This is a genomic window from Pradoshia sp. Z5_111, assembly GCF_058267535.1.
The window spans coordinates 360533-384609 of record NZ_JBZCPQ010000001.1 but is presented as its reverse complement, the minus strand read 5'-3'; the positions used below and the strand labels follow the sequence as shown (position 1 = coordinate 384609).

20 protein-coding genes are annotated in these 24077 nt (G+C 37.9%); 3 read left to right on the top strand and 17 right to left on the bottom strand.

Annotated features, from left to right (window positions below; translation table 11 throughout):
- Window positions 1-177: 177 nt before the first annotated feature.
- Entirely contained in the window at window positions 178-1053 is an 876-nt protein-coding gene (locus AC4D4A_RS01900) for a phosphatase PAP2 family protein (RefSeq protein WP_490994331.1), read from the top strand.
- A gap of 318 nt (window positions 1054-1371) precedes the next feature.
- Here AC4D4A_RS01900 and AC4D4A_RS01895 read toward each other — a convergent pair whose 3' ends face one another.
- Window positions 1372-2160 (bottom strand): SDR family oxidoreductase, encoded by a 789-nt coding sequence (locus AC4D4A_RS01895; RefSeq protein WP_490994330.1) that lies wholly within the window; start codon window positions 2158-2160, stop codon window positions 1372-1374.
- Between the two features lie 142 nt (window positions 2161-2302).
- Between AC4D4A_RS01895 and AC4D4A_RS01890 the strand changes: the two genes are divergently transcribed.
- Together AC4D4A_RS01890 and AC4D4A_RS01885 are read left to right on the top strand one after the other, a co-directional pair.
- Window positions 2303-3226, top strand: a complete 924-nt coding sequence (locus AC4D4A_RS01890) for an NAD(P)/FAD-dependent oxidoreductase (protein ID WP_490994329.1) — start codon at window positions 2303-2305, stop codon at window positions 3224-3226.
- Between the two features lie 184 nt (window positions 3227-3410).
- Window positions 3411-3803, top strand: coding sequence for a DUF1648 domain-containing protein (locus AC4D4A_RS01885; RefSeq protein ID WP_490994328.1), 393 nt, complete (start codon window positions 3411-3413; stop codon window positions 3801-3803).
- A gap of 80 nt (window positions 3804-3883) precedes the next feature.
- Here the strand turns inward: AC4D4A_RS01885 and AC4D4A_RS01880 are convergent, their stop codons facing one another.
- The 16 genes from AC4D4A_RS01880 to AC4D4A_RS01805 all read right to left on the bottom strand — a co-directional run bounded on the left by AC4D4A_RS01880 (window position 3884) and on the right by AC4D4A_RS01805 (window position 24049).
- Window positions 3884-4924, bottom strand: a complete 1041-nt coding sequence (locus AC4D4A_RS01880; RefSeq protein ID WP_490994327.1) for an aldose epimerase family protein — start codon at window positions 4922-4924, stop codon at window positions 3884-3886.
- Window positions 4925-5137: 213 nt separating this feature from the next.
- The gene (locus tag AC4D4A_RS01875; protein WP_490994326.1) at window positions 5138-6121 is read right to left on the bottom strand and encodes an aldo/keto reductase; all 984 of its coding nucleotides are present in this window, start codon (window positions 6119-6121) and stop codon (window positions 5138-5140) included.
- A 30-nt stretch (window positions 6122-6151) separates the two neighbouring features.
- Window positions 6152-7315 carry a multiple monosaccharide ABC transporter permease gene (mmsB, locus tag AC4D4A_RS01870; RefSeq protein WP_490994325.1) on the bottom strand — a complete coding sequence of 388 codons (1164 nt, stop codon included), beginning with the start codon at window positions 7313-7315 and terminating at the stop codon, window positions 6152-6154.
- Entirely contained in the window at window positions 7312-8847 is a 1536-nt protein-coding gene (mmsA, locus tag AC4D4A_RS01865) for a multiple monosaccharide ABC transporter ATP-binding protein (protein ID WP_490994324.1), read from the bottom strand. Before mmsA ends, mmsB begins: the two co-directional genes overlap by 4 nt.
- 80 nt (window positions 8848-8927) lie before the next feature.
- The gene (gene chvE, locus AC4D4A_RS01860; RefSeq protein WP_490994748.1) at window positions 8928-9986 is read right to left on the bottom strand and encodes a multiple monosaccharide ABC transporter substrate-binding protein; all 1059 of its coding nucleotides are present in this window, start codon (window positions 9984-9986) and stop codon (window positions 8928-8930) included.
- A 128-nt stretch (window positions 9987-10114) separates the two neighbouring features.
- Window positions 10115-11194: a multiple monosaccharide ABC transporter substrate-binding protein gene (chvE, locus tag AC4D4A_RS01855; RefSeq protein WP_490994323.1), complete on the bottom strand. Its 1080-nt coding sequence runs from the start codon at window positions 11192-11194 to the stop codon at window positions 10115-10117.
- A 223-nt stretch (window positions 11195-11417) separates the two neighbouring features.
- Window positions 11418-12485 (bottom strand): GntR family transcriptional regulator, encoded by a 1068-nt coding sequence (locus tag AC4D4A_RS01850; protein ID WP_490994322.1) that lies wholly within the window; start codon window positions 12483-12485, stop codon window positions 11418-11420.
- A 107-nt stretch (window positions 12486-12592) separates the two neighbouring features.
- Window positions 12593-14371, bottom strand: a complete 1779-nt coding sequence (locus tag AC4D4A_RS01845) for an ABC transporter ATP-binding protein (RefSeq protein ID WP_490994321.1) — start codon at window positions 14369-14371, stop codon at window positions 12593-12595.
- On the bottom strand, window positions 14368-16107 hold the full coding sequence (locus AC4D4A_RS01840) for an ABC transporter ATP-binding protein (RefSeq protein ID WP_490994320.1): 1740 nt from the start codon (window positions 16105-16107) through the stop codon (window positions 14368-14370). Before AC4D4A_RS01840 ends, AC4D4A_RS01845 begins: the two co-directional genes overlap by 4 nt.
- Before the next feature lie 129 nt (window positions 16108-16236).
- Window positions 16237-16809, bottom strand: coding sequence for a nucleotidyltransferase family protein (locus tag AC4D4A_RS01835; RefSeq protein ID WP_490994319.1), 573 nt, complete (start codon window positions 16807-16809; stop codon window positions 16237-16239).
- A 183-nt stretch (window positions 16810-16992) separates the two neighbouring features.
- Window positions 16993-18165, bottom strand: coding sequence for an acyl-CoA dehydrogenase family protein (locus AC4D4A_RS01830; RefSeq protein ID WP_490994318.1), 1173 nt, complete (start codon window positions 18163-18165; stop codon window positions 16993-16995).
- A 47-nt stretch (window positions 18166-18212) separates the two neighbouring features.
- Entirely contained in the window at window positions 18213-19391 is a 1179-nt protein-coding gene (locus AC4D4A_RS01825; protein WP_490994747.1) for an acyl-CoA dehydrogenase family protein, read from the bottom strand.
- Between the two features lie 36 nt (window positions 19392-19427).
- The gene (locus AC4D4A_RS01820) at window positions 19428-20711 is read right to left on the bottom strand and encodes an acetyl-CoA hydrolase/transferase family protein (protein ID WP_490994317.1); all 1284 of its coding nucleotides are present in this window, start codon (window positions 20709-20711) and stop codon (window positions 19428-19430) included.
- Window positions 20712-20714: 3 nt separating this feature from the next.
- Window positions 20715-21908: a thiolase family protein gene (locus AC4D4A_RS01815; protein ID WP_490994316.1), complete on the bottom strand. Its 1194-nt coding sequence runs from the start codon at window positions 21906-21908 to the stop codon at window positions 20715-20717.
- 32 nt (window positions 21909-21940) lie between these two features.
- A complete protein-coding gene (locus AC4D4A_RS01810; RefSeq protein WP_490994315.1) occupies window positions 21941-23116 on the bottom strand; it encodes an acyl-CoA dehydrogenase family protein in 1176 nt (391 codons plus the stop codon).
- 150 nt (window positions 23117-23266) lie between these two features.
- Window positions 23267-24049, bottom strand: a complete 783-nt coding sequence (locus AC4D4A_RS01805; RefSeq protein WP_490994314.1) for an enoyl-CoA hydratase/isomerase family protein — start codon at window positions 24047-24049, stop codon at window positions 23267-23269.
- Window positions 24050-24077 lie beyond the last annotated feature (28 nt).

Here is a 24077-nt window from a genome sequence, read left to right as displayed (position 1 = left end):
GTTTCATTGTTTTTCATTTTTCTTCAAAATTTATATAGATTTTTATAGAATTTGTAAGCTAATCGTTCATTTTAAATAAAATATGTTAAAATTGTACCCTTTTTACTATTCCTACAATTCAAAACGTTATAATATAAACACTATGAATATATTGAATCAGGAAGGGATCGTCTGTTTATGTATCAATCTATGTTTACGATTGCTATCACCATCACGATTATGACGGTTTTTTTAGTCATCATCCTATCAAAGCGTAACCCTTTCATCGTATTTAAGATATTATGGGATAGCCGACAAAACAAAAAATTATGGATTCATTTTGCATTACTTGGAACTATACTTTTAATTAATAAACTGGAATTGCAAATAGAGAACAATTTTATTCATATCGGTGACTATTCTCATATTATTCAGCAGTATGAAGGGCAATTTCTGGCTAATTTCCAAAAACTATTGAACAATACCTGGTTAACAGAAATCACAACTTTTTTCTACATCATTATATTTGTCACCTTGATTTCAACATCATTTGTCCTCTATTTCATCCAACAAAACAAGCAATTATTCTATACATTTATTTATGCCGTTGGGCTGAATTATCTTATTGCCATACCCTTTTATCTTTTTTTACCTGTTAATGAGGTATGGTACGTCCATTCTCAGGTACACTTTTTAATCCCGGAAGTTTATCCGGACTTTGAGACTCAATATCGGAATGTATCTGGATTGAATAACTGTTTTCCAAGCCTGCATAATTCGATTTCACTGACTTTATTATTCTTAAGCTATAGGTCGAACAATAAGCCTTTTAAATGGTTTATGACTGGCAGTGTGGGAATTATCATGTTCTCTACTATTTATCTTGGCATACACTGGCTGACAGATATGGCTGCAGGAGTACTTCTTGCTATTACAGCCTTTACGATGGCCAATTTGATCTCTGTATTGGTAAGTAAGTCTGCGGGGATGGAAGGGAAATTAACACCCAACCTGCTTTTCATCAAAAATAAAACCGTATCTTCAAAGATTAAATCTGAAAAGCAAGCGAACTAATGTTGAATCACCAACATAAAATGACTTCAAAGTCTTTTTCAAAGAGACACTTATGATTTCCGCTTCTTTTTCAGTGAAAAGAAAATTAAACGAAAGTAACGTATCCATATATAAACGGCATCGTTTGTTGACGATGCCGTTTAAAATTATTATTGGTTTTCATGTAAAGTTATAAAGAGATTCATTGTAAACACCACTTGCCCTGTTAAATAAATCAAGAAAAATTTAAAGCGAATACACAATATTTATTTCAATAAATCTCCTCATCAATCTTTATCTTTTAAAAATAGCGGGTATTCTTTTAAACTCTATACGAAATTAAATTCCCTTCACTTTTCCACCATCGACTAGTAATACTTGTCCGGTTACATACGTATTAAGCATTGACAACAGAAATACTGCATAATTAGCAAATTCCTCTGGTTCTCCGTATCGGCCAAGCGGAATTTGCTTTTGTGCATTTTCTTTTACCTCATCTATCGATATCCCTTGACGCTCGGCAGTTTTTTCATCCAAATAGGTTATCCTGTCTGTGGATATAACACCAGGTGCAATCGTATTTATTAAGATATGGTCCTGAGCAAATTCAGATGCTAATGTCTTCGTTAAACCGGTAATGCCAAGGCGGAATGTATTTGATAACAACAATCCCTGAATCGGTTCCTTAACAGAAATAGAAGCCATATTAAGAATCCTTCCACCCTGATCTTTCATATAAGGATACACTTCTCGAATCATTCGGACATAGCTTAATAAATTTAATTCAAACGAATTTTGCCAGTCTTCATCAGTTAAATCCATAAATGTCCCTGCCGGAGGTCCACCTGCATTATTGAGTAGAATATCAATTGTTCCAAACTCTTGCACCGTTTTCCTTACCAAGTCCTTAATTTGTTCAGGCTTAGTAATGTCAACTTCACAATAGACAACCTTGCTTTTTTTGTTTAAAGGGATTAGTTCATTTGCCACTTTTTCTAACTTGCTTGCATGTCTGCCAGTTATCATCACATTTGCGCCCTCTTCCACTAACTTTTGCGCAATTGCTTTTCCCAAACCTTGACTAGATGCAACCACTAACGCGTTTTTTCCTGCTAATTTAAGATCCAATCTTTCAACCTCCATTCTTATTCGGATATCTAATTTTCACATTTCGACCAATTGTTTGTCAAAATACAGTATGAATGGGTATAGAAGGGTATAATATCCTGATACTAAAGGATGACGTTAAGCAGGAGGCAATGGTACTACTATGAAAAATTCTTGGGAATGTATTGTTATAGGTGGAGGTATTGCCGGCACTCAGGCGGCAATACAGATGGGCAGAAGCCAAATTAATTGTTTAGTTATTGATTCAAAGGAATCAGGACGGTCTAATTTATGTAAGGATTATCGGAATATTATCGGATGGCCTGAAGGCATCAGTGGTGAGGAATTACGAAAAAAAGGACAGCAGCAAGCATCTGAAACAGGAGTTACATTCATCAAATCTGATGTGAAGCAAATATCTAAAAGAGATGATGGATTTTTGGTAACGACTGATAACGAAACGTATCAAACCAAGACTATTTTACTGGCTACAGGCGTTACCGATCGGATACCTGATATCCCCAATATAAGAGAGTGCCTGGGCAGCACCATTTATATATGCACAGATTGTGATGGCTACGAAGCGATGGATAAAAAAATTATTGTGATGGGTGCTGGTGATCCAGGTGCCAATCTTGCAGTATCTTTATTAAATTGGACGGATGATATAACCTATATCAATCATGAGAAAACACCTGTCTCAGCGGACATTCTATCTAAACTTAACCAACATCATATTACGTACTTAGAAGAGGAAATAGAATCTGTGTCAAAAGAATCAGAGGACTTTTTTACAGGCGTCCATTTAAAAAATGGTGAATCCCTGCAAGCTGATCGAGCTTTTATTGGCTTTGGCGGCAATAAAGTTCATACAGAATTGGCCAGTCAAATTGGTGTTCATATAGAGAATAACAGACATATTAAAGTGGATGCACGAACAAAAGAAACCAATGTTAAAAATGTATGGGCAGCGGGAGATATTGTATCGCACTCCGAACAGGCCACGATTGCCATGGGGGATGCGACACAGGCGGCCATTTGGATCAATAAGCGATTAATGGAATACAAACGAAAAGGTTTGTTGTAGACCAGTATATTGGTTATTTTAGAAAGAGAGAGCGGATACTAAATCCCGCTCTCTCTTTGTTTTGTTTATTTAAAGATAATGGTTGCCAAAGTTTTCAGTACTTTGCAGGATTCTCGAATAGTTGCATTACGTATATTTGGTTGTATGGTAAAATTAGGTTATCTATTTTAAAAGGAGGGCACAAATGATCAAGGGCCTCATCGAAAACAAAAAAACATTATTTGAATTCAGTTTTAATATAGTATCTTTAATCCTACTTATAATCATTTTTGTATACATAATGATTAGATGGTCAGATATACCCAATAGTATTCCTATGACATTCGATTCGAACGGTCATGTGTCACATTGGGGGGAGAAAAAAAGCATTTTAGCTCTTCCGCTCATCGGATTATTAATTTGGTTTGTATTCAGTTTCATTGAAAAGGATCCGCATAATATTAACCTACCTTTGTATCGAAGTGACGATAAAACGAAAGAGTTAAAATACAATAGAATTCTCGTAAATGCAATAAAAAATGGCATAGTAATTTGTTTTGTCATAGCTAACTGGAGAATTATCTTCTCAATCTTGTAATAAACAGAAACATAAAAAGAGGACCTAATTCTAAAGGTCCTCCTAATCCATTAAAAGCATCACTCTCTTAAAACATAGCCTTATTTAAAAATATATCTCGTATGCGCTTGATATACATCATCTTTTTTTAGTGTAACCGGAGGGAATTCAGGTTGGTTAATAGCATCCGGGAATCCCTGTGTTTCCAAACATACAGCCATATGATGATGCGGACGGACACCTCTGATTTCATAATCCCCTTCTGATTGATTACACGTATAAATAACTACGGCTGGTTGGTCCGTTTCCACTACTAACTTACGTCCACTCTCAGGATCATATAATTCTATTTCTTTATTAAAATTGGTATCCAAAACGAACGGATGGTCAAAGCCATTGCCTGCTAACTCATTTTGTTTGTAGCCGCTATCGACACCTTGAGAAATCGGCTTGCTATTCGTAAAATCAAATGGTGTTCCCTCGACAGGAATTAATCGACCAGTCGGAATAGAATCTTCCTTAAGCTCAATATATCGACTGCTATCGAGCTGTAATTCGTGATTTTTGATTGTTTTGCTCAAGTCCCCACTTAAATTGAAATATGTATGGTTCGTTAAATTGATGATCGTATCCTCATCGGTGGTAGCTTTATAGCGAATATCAAGCTGATTGTTTTCATTTACTAAATAAGTCGTTGTAACCTCTACCTTGCCAGGAAATCCTTCTTCTCCTGCTTTACTTGTATAGCTGAATTCAACCCCAACAGTATCCTTTTCTTCTACTACTTTATAATCCCAAAGAACATGGCTAAATCCCTTAACCCCTCCATGTAGGTGGTTATCCCCCTCGTTTTTAGTAATCTGGTAGGACTTCCCGTTAAGAGTGAACTGACCATTTGCGATTCGTCCTGCAATTCTGCCGACAACCGCTCCAAAATAAGGTGAATGATCCTCGTAATCTTCCATACAATCAAACCCCAAGACGACATTCTCCATATTTCCCTCACGGTCAGGAGCCATAATATCTGTAATCACACAACCATAATTTATAAAACGAACGGTAAATCCTGATTTATTAGTAATTGAAAATTGTATAACTTCCTGATTCTCAATTTCACCAAATACCTTCTGTTCAATTTGCATGTACGTTCTCTCCTTATCATATAGAGGTCTGACCTAATTATATAATTTGTATGTATGCCTTCACAACAAACGTGATTGAAACACTATAATATTCGAATACTTAAGAAGTTATAAACTGTGCAAATAAACAGGCATTAGAAAATATATAATATCTAATACCTGTTCCTTTTTATTGATTAGCTATTAATCATTTTATCTCTTGTTTAACCCGCATTAATAAGGTCCGCGAATATAATCATGCACTTCATTCATATAAAATGTTTGCAGCCTGTCTAACTCTTCTTTTGAAAAGGATTTAGTTTGAATGGCCTTTAAATTTTGGTCAACCTGTTGCGCATTTTTAAAACCAGGAATTGCACATGTAATTTCTTCATGGTCCAGAATCCATCGTAAAGCTGAATTAGCCATGTTATCTCTTCCATCCGCAATCCAGGAAAGCTGATTGCTCAATTCAACTCCTTTTGAAAACTCAAGTCCTGCAAACGTTTCACCAACATTAAATGCTTCTCCATTCGCATTAAAACGGCGGTGATCATTTTCTTCAAATTTTGTTTGGGTGCTGAATTTTCCTGTTAGCAAACCACTGGCCAGTGGTACGCGGGCTAATATGCCAACCCCCTGTTTTTTAGCTGCCGGAAAAAGTTCTTCAAGCGGTTTTTGCCGAAATACATTGAAAATGACCTGTAATGCTCTGACACCTGGAATGGTAAGACAGAATAATCCTTCTTCAACGGTCTCTACGCTCACGCCATAATGGCGAATTTTCCCTTCCTGCTGAAGCTTATCCAATACTGTAAATACATCCGTATTCTGTAAAATATGTAATGGCGGACAATGAATTTGATACAAATCAATTCTTTCACGGCCAAGTCTCTTTAAACTTGCCTCACAATATGCACGTATAGATTCTTCTGAATATGTATTTGGATCATGGATATCACCGGCCCGGCAAAATTTCGAAGCTATATGGATCGTATCCTCTTTCCCCTTCGTTGCTTCCCTTAAGAGCTCTTCACTTCTGCCACTCCCATATACATCCGCTGTATCAAAAAAGTTAACGCCATTCTCCATAGCACGGTTTAAACCTAGAAGAGCATCCTGAGTATCTGACTCTCCCCAATCACCGCCAATGCCCCATGTGCCAAAACTAATTTCACTGAAAGATAAATCGGTATTTCCAAGTTTACGATATTTCATTTATAGGTTACTCCTTTAAATTAAATTAGATTATGAGGATTTATTCTTGTTATAAACATCAAAGCCTACAGCTAATAGCAATACTAAACCTTTAATTGTTTGTTGATAATCTACACCTAAACCAATTAATGACATCCCATTGTTTAACACACCCATTACTAAGCCACCCACTACAGCACCTATAACGGTACCTATACCACCATATGCAGAAGCTCCGCCAATAAAGACCGCAGCGATTGCGTCCAGCTCAAAAGAGTTACCCGCTTTAGGAGTTGCTGCATTCAACCGAGCTGCAAATAATAATCCTGATAAGGCAGATAATACACCCATGTTTACAAATACCCAGAAGGTTAGCCATTTTGTTTTAATACCTGATAATTTTGCAGCTTTTTCATTACCGCCAAGCGCATATAAATGTCGACCTGGAACCGTTTTATTTGTAAAGAATGAGTAAGCAACAATTAGTACAACTAAAATCACCAAAATATTTGGAATACCTTCATATGAAGCTAGGAAATAAGCAAATATATTCATTACTGCTACGATAAATACCAGTTTTAAAGCAAATAGCCACATTGGAAGTACTTCAAAATTGTAAGACTGTTGTTTTTTACGCTTTCTTAATTCACTCCATAAAAGTACGAGAGAGATTAAAACTCCGACAATCATAGTCAGTAAATCTAATTCTCCTGTTTTATTCAGCCCTGGTATAAACCCTGTGCTCATTTGGCGGAAGGACTCAGGAAACGGAGCAATGGATTGCCCATTGAGCACAAGCATAGTAAGTCCACGGAAAATCAGCATCCCTGCGAGTGTAACGATAAACGCTGGGATCTTAAGGAATGCAACCCAAAATCCGTGCCAAGCTCCTATTAAAGCTCCTATAATAAGACAAAGTAAGACAGATAACCAAACCGGCATGTTCATTTCAATCATAAATATCGCTGACATAGCGCCAACAAAGGCTACAATCGAACCTACGGAAAGATCGATATGCCCCAATATAATGACCAACAGCATCCCAATTGCTAAAACAAGAATATAACTATTTTGAAGAATAAGATTTGTAATATTAAGAGGTTTTAGTAATATGCCATCCGTTAATACTTGAAATAGCACCATGATAAAGATCAGAGCCAATACCATTCCATACTGTCTTATATTATTTTTCAATAAACTAGTCAGTGTTTTCACAGCTGTTCCACCCCTGTTCTGGTCATATATTTCATAATTTTTTCTTGTGAAGCTTCAAGCCGGTCAAATTCTGCCGTAAATGTGCCCTCACGCATGACATAAATTCTGTCACATATCCCTAATATCTCAGGCAGTTCTGATGAAATAACCAATACTCCCATTCCTTTGTCGGCCAATTCATTAATAATAGAATAAATTTCATACTTTGCCCCAACGTCAATACCACGTGTTGGTTCATCCAAAATCAAGATTTCCGGTTCCGCAAAAATCCACTTGCTTAACACGACTTTTTGTTGATTTCCTCCACTTAGATTCATTGCTTTTTGTAAGATACTTGGGCTCTTTATATTCATTTTTTTACGATATTGCTCTGCTTCAATAATTTCCTGATTATCATTTACTACTAGTTTTTGGGATATTTTACCTAGATTCGCCAATGTGATATTCGTTTTAATATCTTCTTCCAATACAAGTCCATATGATTTACGGTCTTCTGTTACGTAAGCAATACCATTATCGATTGCTTGTGTAATATTTTTCAGCTTCAGTTCTTTTCCCTTTTTAATTATTTGGCCTGAGATTTTTTTACCATAAGCCTTTCCAAACAAACTCATCGCCAGCTCAGTTCTTCCAGCACCCATTAACCCGGCTATGCCAATAATCTCACCGCTTTTTATATGGAAACTTACATCATCAACTACGTTTCGATCGGAATTATTTTCATCCTGAACCGTCCAGTTTTTCACTTCTAATATGGTTTCTCCGATATTTGGTGTGTGTTCTGGATACCGATTCGTTAAATCACGTCCTACCATTCCCTTAATGATTCGGTCCTCCGTAACACCTTTTTTCATATCGAGAGTTTCGATAGTTTTACCATCACGAAGGATAGTAATCGAATCGGCCACCTTTGCAATCTCATTCAATTTATGAGAGATCATAATGGAGGTCATTCCTTGTTTTTTAAATTCAAGCATTAAATTTAAGAGATTTTCACTATCATTCTCATTTAAAGCTGCAGTTGGTTCATCTAATATAAGTAATTTCACTTTCTTGGATAATGCCTTTGCGATTTCAACTAATTGTTGCTTTCCTACACCCAGTTGATTAACCGGTGTATTCGGTGATTCATTTAACCCGACAATTTTCAGTAAGTCTAATGTTTTTACAATCGTTTCATTAAAATTTATGATTCCATGTTTTGTTTGTTCATTGCCTATAAATATATTTTCAGAGATGGATAGGTAAGGGATTAAAGCCAATTCTTGATGGATAATTACAATTCCCAGATTTTCACTTTGCTTAATATTTTTAAATTCACACACTTCTCCATTAAATAAGATATCTCCAGAATAAGTGCCATGTGGGTATACTCCACTCAATACTTTCATTAAAGTAGATTTACCAGCTCCATTTTCTCCGCAAAGGGCGTGGATTTCACCTTCTTTAATCTTTAAATTCACATGGTCAAGAGCTTTTACCCCAGGGAATGTCTTCGTGATATTTTTCATTTCTAATAAAATTGATGACACGCCATTCACCTCAACTGTATAAATTAAGATGCTGTTTAATCGTTTACATTAAAATCAAACAGCATCCGCCATCCATTCTGTTAATTGCTTAGCTCTTCTTCTGTGTAATATCCGCTATCGACTAAAATTTCTTTATAATTTTCCTTATCTACTATTACTGGTTCTAAAAGATAAGATGGTACAACCTTGCTTCCATTGTCATATGTTTCAGTGTCATTTACTTCTGCTTCCTTACCTTTTAAAACTGCATCTGTCATTTCAACTGCTTTTTTAGCCAATGCTCTTGTATCTTTAAAGATGGAAGAGGTTTGTTCACCGGCAATGATAGATTTAACTGATGCTAAATCAGCATCCTGTCCGGTAATAATCGGTAATGGTTTGCTATCTGATCCATAACCAACCCCTTTTAAAGAAGAAATAATACCAATTGCTAATGCATCATTTGGTGATAAAACTGCATCTACACGATCAGATGAATATTGTGAACTTAGCAAGTTGTCCATACGAGTTTGCGCTGTTGCGCCATCCCAACGTAAAGTAGCGATTTGCTTCATATCTGTTTGTTTGCTCTTAACAACCAATTTTCCGGAATCTATATATGGTTTTAAGACAGACATTGCACCATCATAGAAAAAGTACGCGTTGTTATCGTCTGGAGATCCGCCAAACAATTCAATATTAAATGGTCCTTTGCCGTCCTTAAGACCCAGTTTTTCTTCAATATAAGAGCCTTGTAAAACACCAACTTTGTAGTTATCAAATGTGGCATAATAACTCACATTATCTGTCCCTTTAATTAAGCGGTCATAGGATATAACCTTAATATCCTGGTCAGCTGCTTTTTGAAGAACTTCTGTCAATGATTCCCCATCAATAGAGGCGACTACTAAAATATCTACTCCTTTAGTAATCATATTTTCAATTTGGGAAATTTGATTTTCAATGACATCTTCGCCATATTGAAGATCTGTTTTGTAGCCTAGCTTTTCAAACTCTTCGACCATATTTTCTCCATCAAATACCCAGCGCTCTGATGACTTTGTCGGCATAGCGATTCCAACAAACCCTTTTTCATCACCGCTGGATTTTTCATCGCTGCCACATGCTGCTAAGGTAAATACCAGTGCAAACATCATCATTGCAGTAACAAACTTTCTCATGTTTTGAACCTCTCCCTTTTGATAAAAATAAAGGTTTCTAATTCATTCTAGCCCCATAAAGTTTGGAATATAGAAACCTTTCAAAATACCAAGACCTATCACTTCTGTTATTTGCTTAATTCTTCTTCTGTGTAATATCCGCTATCTACTAAAATTTCTTTGTAATTCTCTTTATCAACTGTAACCGGTTCCAATAGATAAGAAGGTACAACCTTATTTCCGTTGTCATATGTTTCAGTATCATTTACTTCTGCTTCCTTACCTTTTAGGACTGCATCAGCCATCTCCACTGCTTTTTTAGCTAATGCTCTCGTATCTTTAAAGATGGTTGAGGTTTGCTCACCGGCAATAATTGATTTTACTGATGCCAACTCAGCATCCTGTCCAGTGATTATTGGCAATGGCTTACTTTCAGTTCCATAACCAACCCCTTTAAGAGAAGAAATAATACCAATACTGATTCCATCAAACGGAGATAAAACGGCATCTACACGATCAGTTGAATATTGTGAACTCAGCAAGTTGTCCATACGAGATTGTGCAGTTGCCCCGTCCCAACGTAAAGTAGCGATTTGCTTCATATCTGTTTGTTTGCTTTTAACAACCAATTTTCCTGAGTCTATGTATGGTTTTAAGACAGACATTGCACCATCATAGAAAAAGTAAGCGTTGTTATCGTCTGGAGACCCACCAAACAATTCAATATTAAATGGCCCTTTGCCATCCTTAAGACCAAGCTTGTCTTCAATGTAGGAGGCTTGTAAAACACCAACCTTGAAGTTATCAAATGTTGCATAATAACTTACATTATCTGTCCCTTTAATTAATCGATCATAAGAAATTACTTTTATATCTTGATCAGCTGCTTTTTGAAGGACTTCTGTTAAAGACTCCCCATCAATAGAGGCAATTACTAAAATGTCTACTTCTTTAGTAATCATATTTTCAATTTGGGCAATTTGATTTTCAATAACGTCTTCGCCATATTGAAGATCTGTTTTGTAGCCTAACTTTTCAAATTCCTTGACCATATTTTCTCCATCAAATACCCAACGCTCTGATGACTTTGTTGGCATGGCAATTCCAACATACCCTTTTTCATCACCGCTGGATTTTTCATCGCCACCACATGCCGCTAAGGTAAATACCAGTACAAACATCATCATTGCAGTAACAAACTTTCTCATGTTATCAACCACTCCCTTTTGATAAAATAAGGCTCTTATTCAAGATAATTACGTAATATTATGAATATAGAAACCTTTCTAAATAGTGCATGCGCTTACATTAATATCATACTACTTGTTAGTACAAGTACGCTACATAAATTATGCTTCTTTTCATATTTTTTACAATCATTTTGTGAACAAAATAAAAAACCCATTTTGGTGGGTTTTTTAAAGGATATTCCTATATTTTTTTCGTTGAATTTCGTAATATTAACTCTGGTTTATAACGGATTGAAGGATCTCCATCTACTTTATTTTCAATCAGCTGAAGAATTGTTTCTGCAGCCTGTCTTCCCATTTCAAATTGGGGATGTCTGATGGTCGTTAATTTTACTTCAGATGCAGTCGCTAAATTTGAGTCATCAAACCCTACAATCGATAAATCATTAGGTACACTCATTTCAAAATCCCTAATAACATCAAGAGCAGACAAAGCTATTTCATCGTTATAACAAAAGAGCCCTGTAGGTCTTTGTTCAGAATTTAGCAGACCCCTGAATTCTTCATTCAATACTCTATCTTTTTCAATTGTTGTACAGGGTAAAATCATATTGGGTAAGATGGGGATGCTATGCTCCCTATGTGCTTTGATAAATCCCTGCATCCTCTTAACACCTTGCTGGTCATCGGTTTTAAAGATACCTGCAATGCGTCTATGTCCCAATCTAATCAAATGTTCTGTTGCCATATAAGCGCCTAATTCATCATCTACCGTTAATCTATACGGGTGTAGCTCTGGATAATAAGCGTTAATCATTAAATACGGTATTTTTTCACTTTCTAAATTTAAATAGTATTTCAGGTTCGGATTATAATAATTACTTTTAGTCGGTTCTACAATTAACCCTGCAATTCCCCTGTTTAAAATATTCTCTAAACATAACTTTTCTTTATTTAAATCATTATTCGTACTATAAAGGAGCAAATTATATCCTTTACTGCTTAGATAGGATTCAACTCCATTAATGATGGAGGGGAAGATGTAATTGGATATATATGTAGTCAAAAGAGCAATTGTTTTTTCAGATGGTTGATTTAAGTCCCGGTCAGCACAAAAGGTTCCTGAACCTTGCTCTGTATACAACCAGCCTTCATTTACAAGATCATTAATTGCTTTACGCACTGTATGTCTGCTAACTCCAAATTGCTGCGTTAAACTATATTCAGAACTTATGCGCTGATTAGGTATATAATCGCCTTCTTCGATGAGCTTCTTAATCTCCATCTTTACTTGTTCGTATTTTTTCATTATATGAATCACCCCTCTATGAACAAACGCGAATCATGAATAGTTTACCATAACTTGTAAGTACATGTTAGAGGTGTGAGCCATCCAATTCTTACGATTCTGTAGAGTTATATAGTTACAGTTTGATTGCCCATTTCGGCTTCCCTGCTAAATAACCTTGAATATACCCCATGTTTATTCTCAAGCAGTTCCCTATGTGTACCTGTCTCAATTACTTTTCCATTTTCCATAACAATAATTCGGTCGGCTGATAGGACAGTGGAAAGTCGATGTGAAATGATCAGGATGGTTTGCGAATCTTTCCTTTTTCTGATTGCTTCATTTATTTTGAGCTCAGTGATCGGGTCCAACGCTGAGCTTGCTTCATCCAGGATGAGAATTTCAGCCTTTTTTACTAATGCCCGTGCTAAAGATAAACGTTGCTTTTGTCCCCCGGACAGCATGCTGCCTCTTTCTCCAACATTTGTTTCCAGTCCATTCGGTAATCCTTCTACATATTCCATTAGCCCGCTGTCTCGAATTGCGGTATAAAGCTCTTCATCTGTTGCTTCTGGATTTCCAATTCTCAAATTATCAGCCAACGTTCCATTCCTCATCTGAACATCCTGAGAAACGAACGCAATTTTTTGGCGAAGCCCTCCGACATCAATCAAACGAATATCCTGATGATTAATTTTGATTGCACCCTCAACAGGATCATAAAGACGTAAAAGCAAGTCAACAATCGTTGATTTCCCAGATCCGCTCGGTCCCACAATCGCGGCAATCTCTCCTTGCTTAATCTTGAATGAGACTCCCATTAAGACAGGCTCATCTTTATTAGGATAGGAAAAAACCAAATTAGAAGCTTCAATAGTACCAACAATCGATTCCTGTTTTTCACCCTGATTGGTTTCAATTTCAGATTTCGGGATGGCAAGGAGAAGATCTGACCGATCCAGTGCTGGACCGGTTCTTCTTACCGATAGCCACATTCTTAACATCTTTTGCATTTCATTCGCCGCAATCGTTACAAGACCCCCGGCTGTTAGCATTTGACCGGTTGTTAATTGATTGTCCCAAATCAAAAGGACACTTAAATAATAAACTCCTGCAAGTGCGATTCCATTATATCCGCCAATTACAACAATCGATTGCATACGTGCTTTTAATTCTTTTATAGAATGTTTAACAAAGGACTCCCGAATGGATATAATGCTCTCCACCTCACGATCAGATACGCCCAAGACTCTTGAAAGATGGATCCCAGTTACAGATTCACGCAGTCTTTCTAAATATCGGGACGCCTCTTCTCTCGCTTTTTGAGAAGCAGACCTTGTTCTTTTACCGACATGATTAGATGCCAGATAAAAAATAATACCTAGAATCATGCTGGCCAGCATCAGGTAGGGATGGATAAAAAATAGAACGAAATTATATATGATAACTCCCTGAACAGCAGCCATTAATGTGGAGCCTTCCCATGCCAGGAAATTGTGCAATGTATCAGGATCATCTGAAACACGGGCCAGTAATTCGCCTGATTTTGCATTCTGGAAGTAGGAGAAGGGTAGATAATGGATGTGAGTAAATAATTTTATTTTCTGTCTGTTCGTAACGGACTTCGCAATATAATGGCAAAAATATTCGTCTATAACCATCATGAGTAAATCAAATATGGCTACAAACAACAGCAGCCACATTAACCCCCATAATAAAGATGAGGATTGTTTAGGTATCACTTCATCTACAAGCCAGCTCAGAGCAAATGCCGGGATTACAGCTGCACAAACTTGTGCAATAGCAATCACAAATGAATCCCCCAGTACCCATTTCCAAAACGGCTTTAAAAAGGCGAGTACACGTCTGCCATCGCGATTTTTTTGCTTCTTTTGTTCAGTACTCATCCTACTCGCCCCTTCTCAAGTTCACTGTATTGCGACATATACAACTCATAATATTTCCCTTTCAGGTCAAGTAATTCTTGATGCGTCCCTCTTTCGGCTATTTCTCCCTTATGTAAAAGCAAAATCTCATCTGTATGGCGAACGGTTATTAAGCGATGGGCAATCGTAATCGTTGTTCTCCCTGGTATGAGCTTTTCAAGTGCTTCTTGTACCTTCTCTTCTGTTTCTCCATCTAAAGAGGATGTTGCCTCATCAAATATCAAAAGGTGAGGATGTCTTAAAATAGCTCTCGCCAGTGCGATCCGTTGACGCTGCCCTCCTGAGAGCTTCAGGCCCCTTTCTCCTACGATTGTTTCGTAGCCTTCCGGTAATGACTCAATCAATTCAGCCAATCCAGCAGCTTCAACAGCATGCTGCAAGTCGGTGTCTTTTGCATCCCGTTTTCCATAACATAAATTTTCTCTCAATGTTGCATTCAAAAGAAAAGTCTCCTGACTTACAATTCCAACCTGGGTTCTGAACGAATTCCGATTATAGGAATGAAGATTCTTCCCATCAATCAGGACCTCGCCCTTATCAGGATTATATAATCCTAGTAAAATCTGGACCAAGGTACTTTTTCCGCCTCCGCTTGTACCTACAATTCCAATATGGCGGCCCTGTTCTACCGTGATTGAAATATTATTTAATACATTCTCAGTTGATTCTGAATAACGAAAAGTGATGTTTCTTAATTCTACTTTTCCTGCAATAGGACCTATGTCAGGTAGTTGTTCATCATGCTCTTCAGGTAAATTGAAATATTCATAGATTCTTTGCAAGGCTGGTATAGCCTGCTGGATGATCATTGCATTTTCAGCGAGTGAACGCACTGGCTGAAACATGGTTGGGATAAAGCCTAAACAAGTCACGAGTACACCAACCGTGATTTCACCCTTCCAAACCGAATAGCCTCCTAAAAGCATAACTACTCCTGGTGTAGCGATATTGAACAAATTACCCAGGCGCCAGTTCACTTTACCGATCAACGCTGCTTTGATGGAGAAAGCCATCCATTTCTTCAGCTTGGATTTCTGCTTATCTATTTCAGCAGTCTGTTGATGAAAAGTACGAACCAAACGTATCGATTCAATACTTTCTTGCAGATGGTGGTACATATCAGCACTCATATCCCTTTGAATAGCTCCCATTTTCCTAACCGTTTTCCCAAGCTTAAAGGAAGGATATAAATAAATAGTAAATACAATCATCATTACCACAGCAGTTGGCCAATAAAGAAAAATGACGGTCGAAAAAGCAGCAACTGCACTGATTATCTGCTGCAGGAATCGTGGAACTACAGTGTTATTTAAATTTTGAATCGACTCTACGTCATGTGTCAGCCTAAATAACATGTCTCCGCGCGGTGTCTTTTGGAAAAAGGACATTGGGGCTTTATGCAATTTCTTAAAAACACGCAATTGCATATCCGTTATGACATTCAGCCCAACTTTGATTTGAATATATTCCTGCATACTCTCAAATACTACTTTTCCAATATAAGAAACAATAATACCTCCGATGATCAACGGAAGAAGTTCGATTACATTATGTAAGAGTACATCATCAACCAATTTACCTGTCAGAATTGGCGGAAGTATCGTAAATCCCCCACCAATCAAAGAAAAAACTACTGCTATTGTAATACTGATCCAATACGGCTTAAAGTGGCCAAGTATCTCACCCGCTAAACGCATATCTTTATACACCCCCATAAATTCATATTTTATTATATTTTCAGAATATTACCACCAGAAAATATCAAAATAATAGAAGTTATAGAGATACTAATAAAAAGAGGGAAAGTAAATGAGAGTCGATCATTCTTAATCAGATACATTTTGAACTTCAACCTTATGCCAAATAGACTTCCAATTCTTTTTTGAAACTCGCTCCTTATAAATAACAGCCAAGTCTTTTGACCCGCGAAAATAAGGAGTTGGCTTCACTTCTAAATTGATAACATCATCTAATCCATGAGGAGCAAAAAGAATTAGATTATTCTCACTATCTATCTTTATGCCTAGAGCTGTCGCCGTTTCAGGGAATTTTGAAATGGCATCCTGCGAAGAGGTATAGGGAGATGAGTTATTAATCATATGCATTCTAGCTTCATTTTTCACAGACCAAGGTATATCTGGCATAATACTAATCAATTTATTCTCAAATTCTTTTTCGATATCCTCATTAATTATTGATTTATCAAAATAGATAACATCAACATCCGGTGTTTCAGTACGATCATTAAATCCGTGCAAAGTATCCCAGATTTTTGAACGAATAAATCCTGCACATATCCACCAATCAGGTAAATTTAAAGTGCTCGCAGCCTTTATAATCTCCATCATTTTTTCATCGTTTTGAATTAGCCTAATAACATCCTCTTCATTCTTTAACATCTTAAAACGACCCCACCTTCCACAATCGAACATATATTCCAATTTTAACAAATCTCTAGCCGGTTTACCGTAATAATTTATGCTGTTTTCAAACTCCTCAACGAAAAAAATAGATTCCACTCATCCGTTGGAATCCTGCCTATTTTTATTTGTGATATCAATGACTATCTGTCCTAATCAGAATTATGTATATATCATCTGTGAATGCTTATAGAAATCTCTCTTTATTTGTGCAGCAATAATATTTTTCTGGATTTCAGATGTACCTTCATAAATCTTGGTGATTCTTGCATCACGATAAAATCGCTCGATTGGATATCCTTTCATATATCCTAAGCCCCCATGAATCTGAACGGCTTTATCAGCTACTCGATTAAATATTTCTGAACCCTGTAGTTTAGACATAGCCGCTTCTTTAATAACATTCTTTCCTTGGTCCACCATCCAGGCAACCTTATAGGTTAATGCACGGAGCGATTCAATGTCCAAGGCCATATCAGCCAAATAGTGCTGGATAATTTGCTGTTCAAAAATCGGCTTCCCGAATTGGTTCCGTTCAAATGCATATTGGACCGATAATTCCAATAATTTTTGACAGGATCCCAGATTCCTCGCAGCCAGACCAACGCGGCCATTAGCTAGAATCTTAAGAGCATTCACGTATCCCATTCCCTCTTGTCCAAGAATATTATCTGAGGGAACCTCGCAATCTTCAAAAAAGATTTCGAAAGAATGAGAGCCTCGCAAGCCCATTTTTTCTTCCTTTTTCCCAATAATCATTCCTTTTGTACCCTTTTCTATCAAAAAGGAGGTAATTCCTTTAGGACCTGCATCCGGATTAGTTACAGCCATCACGGTAAATAACCCGGCAATGGATGCATTAGTTATATAGTGCTTGGTTCCATTTAGAAGATAGCTGTCTCCTTTTCGAACGGCTCTTGTTCTAATCGCAGCTGCATTTGAGCCAGCTTCAGGCTCTGTTAAAGCAAATGCACCAATTAATTCACCAGTTGCCATTTTGGGTAAATATTTTTGCTTCTGCTTATCATTTCCCATCTCAACTATCCCAACAGAGCCAATACCCGTATGTGCTCCAATGATGGTCGTATAGCCATTATGCGTACGGCCTAGCTCATCATATATGGCACATTTGCCAACCATATCAAGGCCAAGTCCGCCATAGTCTTCCGGGATACTCAAACCAAATAGACCCATATCCCTGCTTAGCTGCATGATATCCTCAGGTATATAATCATTTTTCTCGATGTAGTCTGCTTTCGGATCGACCGTTTCATCAATGAATTGTTTGATCATCTTTTTCATTTCTACCGTTTCTTCTGATAAGGTAAAGTCCATACTCGTTCTCTCCCCTCTTCTTTTTAATTTGGTATACCATGCTTTTTTCAGCTGAGTCCCAGTTGTTTAGAGATAATGACCTTCATAATTTCATTGGAGCCCGCAAAAATGGATGTAACAGGTATATCTCTGTACCGTCTGGAAATTTTGTATTCCTCCATATAGCCATAACCGCCATGAAGCTGCATACATTGGGTGGAGACACGTTTTGCCATCTCTGTCGTCCACCATTTAGCCATACTTACTTCCTTCACAATTTCTTTTCCATCGATATGTTTTTTGATTAAATCATCGACAAAAATCCGGCCAAGTCTTATTTCAGTAGCAATTTCGGCCAGCGTAAATTGAGTGTTCTGAAATTGACTGATTGGTTTCCCAAAGGCATTTCTATCTTTTACATATTGGATGGTTATTTGCAGCATATCTTCAGCAGCCACGACCGCATTTGTTGCGCATAAGAGCCGTTCCTCCTGAAGATTCATCATCATATAGCGGAAGCCTTTTCCTTCTTCTCCCAATCGATTTGAGACTGGCACTATACAATCTTCAAATATTAGCTCACTCGTATCCTGGCTGTGCATTCCCACCTTATTTAACTTCCTCCCACGCGTAAACCCTGGGGTATCTCGTTCAACTAATATAAGACTGATCCCTTTATGTCTTGGTTCAGCTTTTGGATCCGTTTTACAGGCAACAATAATCAAATCAGAATGGATTCCATTTGTAATAAATGTTTTCTGACCATTTAATATATACTGATTACCTTTACGGATAGCCGTCGTTTGGATGTTTGCCAAATCAGATCCAGCCCCTGGTTCTGTCATTGCAATCGAAGTAATCAGTTCCCCTTTAACGCATTTTTTCAAAAATCTATGCTTTTGTTCCTCATTGCCAAATGTATGTAAATAAGGAACAATGATATTGCTGTGAGTTCCTATGCCCGTCAAACCAGCTCCTATTCTTGCTAATTCTTCACTTAAAATAATAGCAAAGCCAAAATCAGTACCCATTCCGCCATACTCCACACTGACCCACGGGCAAATAAAACCTTGTTCACCCATCTTCTCCCAAAAGGATCGAGGGATCAATCTCTCCTCTTCCCATGTTTCAAAATAGGGAACAGCTTCTTTTTGTAAAAAACTCACGAGTGATTTCCTGAACATTTCATGTTCATCAGTAAAAAATGGCCGTCTTGCCCTTTTTATCTGATCCTGTTTCACCTTGATTGACACCTAAACCCCTCCATGTAAAAAAGATTATTGCTACAACTGTGATGTAAGATTAGCACTTAAACTTTCTCTGAAATTCGGGTGTACGATGTTCAGCATTTGCTGTCTTCGTTCTTTAAGTGATTTGCCAAACAAGGAAGCAATTCCGTACTCTGTCACAATATAATCAATCTCTGATTTTAAGGATGTAACAGAAGATACAGTATTTTTTATTCTCGACCTAGTACCTCCCATTGCAGTCGCTGGAAGGGCAATAATAGCTTTTCCACCTTTTGAAAGTCTGGCCCCACGAATAAAATCCATTTGGCCGCCAACTCCAGCTAATGGATAATTGCCAATTTGCTCAGCATTTATTTGTCCTGTCAAATCGACTTCCAAAGCTGAGTTAATTGAATAGAAATCCGTAATCTTTGAAATTTGTAAGCTATTATGTGTAAAATCTGTTGGGTATAAGCAAATATCCTTATTGAGGTTGGCGAATCTATATAACTGCTGACTTCCAGTTAAAGTGGTACAAACCGTTTTACCAGTCATCACTTCTTTTCTTTCATTAGTAATAACTCCTCGCTTCATCATTTCCATGACACCGTCTGTTATAGTACCGGAATGAACACCCAATCCCTTCTTTTCCTTAAGGGCCAAAAGAACGGCATCTGCAATTTTACCTATCCCAACTTGAATCGTTGCATAATCAGGGATTAATTGTGCAACATTTTTACCGATTGCCTCTTCTATTTTGTTTGGAATTCCAGATGAAATCGTCAATAAACTATCATTTGATTCAACAAAATAATCAATCTCTGATACATGAATTTCTGAATCCCCAAATGTCCTGGGAAGATTGCTATTGACCTGAGCAATGACTTTACCAGCATGTTTACTAAGTGAATGGATAATATCGACTGAGATTCCAAGATTACAATAACCATCTTGATTGGGAGGAGTAACCTGAATCATGGCAAAATCAATTTTATTTGTTTCCACCCATGCCGGTAATTCGGATAAATTCAAAGGTATATAATCACCATTTCCTGCATGAAAAACCCCCTTTAATAATGAGGATCCAAGGAATGTCCTGATAAAAAAATGAGGATTCCTCTCCGATTCAGCATACAAGCAGGGACTCCCAACAATACAAGTGTATAAATTTAATAAACAAAACCGTTCCTTTTGCCGAATAAGTTCCTTTACCAGCTGTTGCGGTTCATTACAAAAAGGTGCCAAAAATACATTGTAAGAGGAGTCTATAAGAGAGATTGCCTCTTTTGCAGTGACGGTACGTGAACGGTAAAGATCCAACCCTTTCTTCTCTTGCATGGCCTAAACCTGCAGATTCTCAACAATGGAGGATATTCCTAAGCCTCCCCCAATGCAAAAGGTGACCAATCCATATTTTTCTCCCCTGCGCTCCATTTCATGAATAAGCTTGGTCATTAAAATACCTCCAGTCCCTCCGATTGGATGGCCAAGCGCAATCGCTCCGCCATTTACATTCAATCGTTTCGTATCCAAATCCAATTCTTTAATCACAGCTAAGGTTTGAGCAGCGAATGCTTCGTTTAATTCTATCAGTCCTATATCCTCTAACTTCAACCCGGCTAACTTCAGTGCTTTTCTCGTAGCTGGTACAGGACCGATTCCCATAATATCTGGAGAAACACCGGCAACTGCCTGAGCAATGATTTTTGCTTTACGTTTATAGCCCTTTTGAATAGCTGTTTCTTCTGCCATCAGCATAACCAACCCTGCGCCATCATTCCTTCCGCTTGAATTCCCTGCCGTTACAGTTCCATTTTCTTTAAAAACAGGGTTAAGCCGCGCCAATTGCTCCATACTCGTTTTTCTTGGATGTTCATCCACTTTAAATATTTCTGTCCCTTTCTTCGTCTTTATCTGATATGGAATGATTTGATCATTAAATAGACCAGAAGAAATAGCACGTTCAGCCTTTTCTTGACTTAAAAGTGCATATTCATCCTGCTCTTCTCTGGTGATTGAATATTTTTCGGCAAGGTTTTCTGCTGTCATCCCCATGGTTAAATGACCGTATGTCTCGATTGGTTGTGCACGTGGCTGACTTTCCGTATTGGAATCAAGTATTTCCGTATTACCAGTGCCAAACCCATAACGAGCATTACGTAAATAGAATGGTGCCTGACTCATACTTTCAGCCCCTCCGGCAATTACTATGTCCGATAAGCCGCACATGATTTGCTGGACACCATTATGAATAGCCTGCACTCCTGATCCGCATTGGCGATGGACCGTATAACCCGGCGTTTCGATTGCAAGTCCGGCACGTAATAATGCCAATCTAGCCAGGTTAGGCTGATCTGTGCTTTGTTTCGCCTGGCCGATAATGACTTCATCAATCTCATCTTTCTGGACTCCTGTGCGTTCAATCAATCCGTTCATGGTGGCAGCAGCAAGAAAATCCACTTCCTCATTTTTTAACGATCCGCCTATCCTTCCAACCGCCGTCCGAACAGCCTCAACAATCACCGCATTTCTCATACTACATCCTCCCATCAACCTTGAGTTTCATACTAGTAAGACTTAGGCAAACCTAAGACATGCTCCGCTACATAAGAAAGAATCATATTAGTTGAAATTGGTGCCACTTGATAAAGGCGTGTTTCTCTGAATTTCCTCTCTACATCATATTCAGATGCAAAACCATATCCTCCAAAGGTTTGCAGTGCTGTATTAGCAGCATCCCACGACGCTTCAGCGGCAAGCAATTTCGACATATTCGCCTCAGCCCCACATTTTATGCCTGAATCAAATAGTCTTGATGCCTCCTTACGCATTAAGTCCGCTGCTTCTATTTGAATATGTGCCTTCGCCAATGGAAATTGAATTCCTTGATTTTTCCCAATTTGCCGATCAAAAACGACTCTTTCGTTTGCATATTGAGTTGCTTTCTCTATAAACCATCGTCCATCCCCTATACATTCAGCGGCAATTAATATTCGTTCTGCATTCATACCATCTAAAATATAGGAAAAACCTTTTCCTTCTTCACCAATCAAATTTTCGGCTGGTACCTTTAAATTTTCAATAAATAATTCAGTCGTAGAATGGTTCATCATCGTCTGAATGGGACGGATGGTAATACCATTGTTTATTGCCTCCCTCAAATCAACAAGCAGGACAGATAAACCTTCCGTTTTTTTCTTAATTTGACTGACCGGTGTAGTCCTCACTAGCAACATCATTAAATCAGAATGCTCTGTTCTTGAAATAAATACTTTCTGGCCATTCACGATATAATAATTTCCTCTTCTTTCTGCAAAAGTCTGTAATTTAGTCGTATCGGTACCTGTCGTTGGTTCTGTGACTCCAAAAGCCTGCAATCGTAATGTACCGTCAGCAATACGAGGTAAATAGTTTGACTTTTGTTGCTGGTTTCCATGCCGGGCTAACGTCCCCATTATGTACATTTGAGCGTGACAGGCACCAGCGTTGCCTCCGCTTCGGTTAATTTCTTCAAGAATAATAGAGGCTTCCGCAATCCCTAATCCAGAACCACCATACTCTTCTGGGATCAAAGCTGATAGAAAACCATTTCTCGTTATTTCATTTACAAACTCTTCAGGGTATGCATTTTTCATGTCTAGCTCTCTCCAATAAGAGCCGGAGAATCGTTGACATACTCTTCGTACACTGTGACGCAGCTCTTTATTAAATTGGACTGTTTCTTCCAGGGGAACAGATTTCACTTAACTCACCTCCAATCACCTATTGTTTACTTAACACGCCTAACCAAGAGAAAAATTTAGAATAAGTGCTCCTATTTATATAATTTATTAATCTTTGCTTAAAGAGAGCCTCCCGGAAGCATTTTTGAATAATAACAGGCTCTCCTGATTTTATTTACCGATGAACTTAGGGGACCGTTTCTCGACGAATGCCCTTACTCCCTCAAGTCGATCCGAGGTTGATAAACATCGGTTATAGTACTCTTGTTCTACAATTTTTGCTTCATTATTCTTTAATACAAACAAGGAATCTGTTGCTGCTTTTGCTTGCTGGACAGCTATAGGGGCATTTCGGGCAATACCCCCAGCAAATTCAAGTGCTGATTTATATAATTCAGCAGAACTGGTCATCCTGTTCAATAATCCATCCTTTTCCGCTTCCAATGCTGGCACAATCCGTCCTGTACAAATCCATTCCTTTGCACGGTGGACCGGTATTCGTTTTGACAGCAATCTCGTACCGCCACACCCAGGGATAATGCCACGTGTCACTTCCGGCAATCCAAACTGTGCCGTATCTGCTGCAATTAAAAAATCACAATTCAAAACGAGTTCAAATCCTCCAGCCAAAGCATACCCATCCACTACCGCGATAACCGGTTGCTTAAGAGATGCTATAGCAGTGAACATTTCCCGAAATAGCTGGTGCTGATTTTTCCACTCTTCCTCATTCAGCTCGTTGCGCTCCTTCAAATCTGCACCGGTACAAAAAGCTTTCTTATTGGACGATGTGATTAAAACCACCCTTGCATCACTTTCAGAAATAATTTGAGTAACCGCAAGGATTTCTTTAGCCATCTCTGTATCAAAGGCATTAAGCGCTTTAGGTCTGTTTAATCGTATTTCGGCTATATGCCCATCCACACCGACCCGTTTCCATTCAACATACTTCATACAGATGATTCCCCCAGACTTCTTCCCA

Coding starts and splice junctions, on each gene's coding strand:
- AC4D4A_RS01900 (WP_490994331.1), top strand. CDS start 178: ATGTATCAATCTATGTTTACGATTGCTATCACCATCACGATTATGACG.
- AC4D4A_RS01890 (WP_490994329.1), top strand. CDS start 2,303: ATGAAAAATTCTTGGGAATGTATTGTTATAGGTGGAGGTATTGCCGGC.
- AC4D4A_RS01885 (WP_490994328.1), top strand. CDS start 3,411: ATGATCAAGGGCCTCATCGAAAACAAAAAAACATTATTTGAATTCAGT.
- AC4D4A_RS01880 (WP_490994327.1), bottom strand. CDS start 4,924: ATGCAAATTGAACAGAAGGTATTTGGTGAAATTGAGAATCAGGAAGTT.
- AC4D4A_RS01875 (WP_490994326.1), bottom strand. CDS start 6,121: ATGAAATATCGTAAACTTGGAAATACCGATTTATCTTTCAGTGAAATT.
- chvE (WP_490994748.1), bottom strand. CDS start 9,986: ATGATGATGTTTGCACTGGTATTTACCTTAGCAGCATGTGGCAGCGAT.
- chvE (WP_490994323.1), bottom strand. CDS start 11,194: ATGAGAAAGTTTGTTACTGCAATGATGATGTTTGTACTGGTATTTACC.
- AC4D4A_RS01850 (WP_490994322.1), bottom strand. CDS start 12,485: ATGAAAAAATACGAACAAGTAAAGATGGAGATTAAGAAGCTCATCGAA.
- AC4D4A_RS01845 (WP_490994321.1), bottom strand. CDS start 14,371: ATGAGTACTGAACAAAAGAAGCAAAAAAATCGCGATGGCAGACGTGTA.
- AC4D4A_RS01840 (WP_490994320.1), bottom strand. CDS start 16,107: ATGCGTTTAGCGGGTGAGATACTTGGCCACTTTAAGCCGTATTGGATC.
- AC4D4A_RS01835 (WP_490994319.1), bottom strand. CDS start 16,809: ATGTTAAAGAATGAAGAGGATGTTATTAGGCTAATTCAAAACGATGAA.
- AC4D4A_RS01830 (WP_490994318.1), bottom strand. CDS start 18,165: ATGGACTTTACCTTATCAGAAGAAACGGTAGAAATGAAAAAGATGATC.
- AC4D4A_RS01820 (WP_490994317.1), bottom strand. CDS start 20,711: ATGCAAGAGAAGAAAGGGTTGGATCTTTACCGTTCACGTACCGTCACT.
- AC4D4A_RS01815 (WP_490994316.1), bottom strand. CDS start 21,908: ATGAGAAATGCGGTGATTGTTGAGGCTGTTCGGACGGCGGTTGGAAGG.
- AC4D4A_RS01805 (WP_490994314.1), bottom strand. CDS start 24,049: ATGAAGTATGTTGAATGGAAACGGGTCGGTGTGGATGGGCATATAGCC.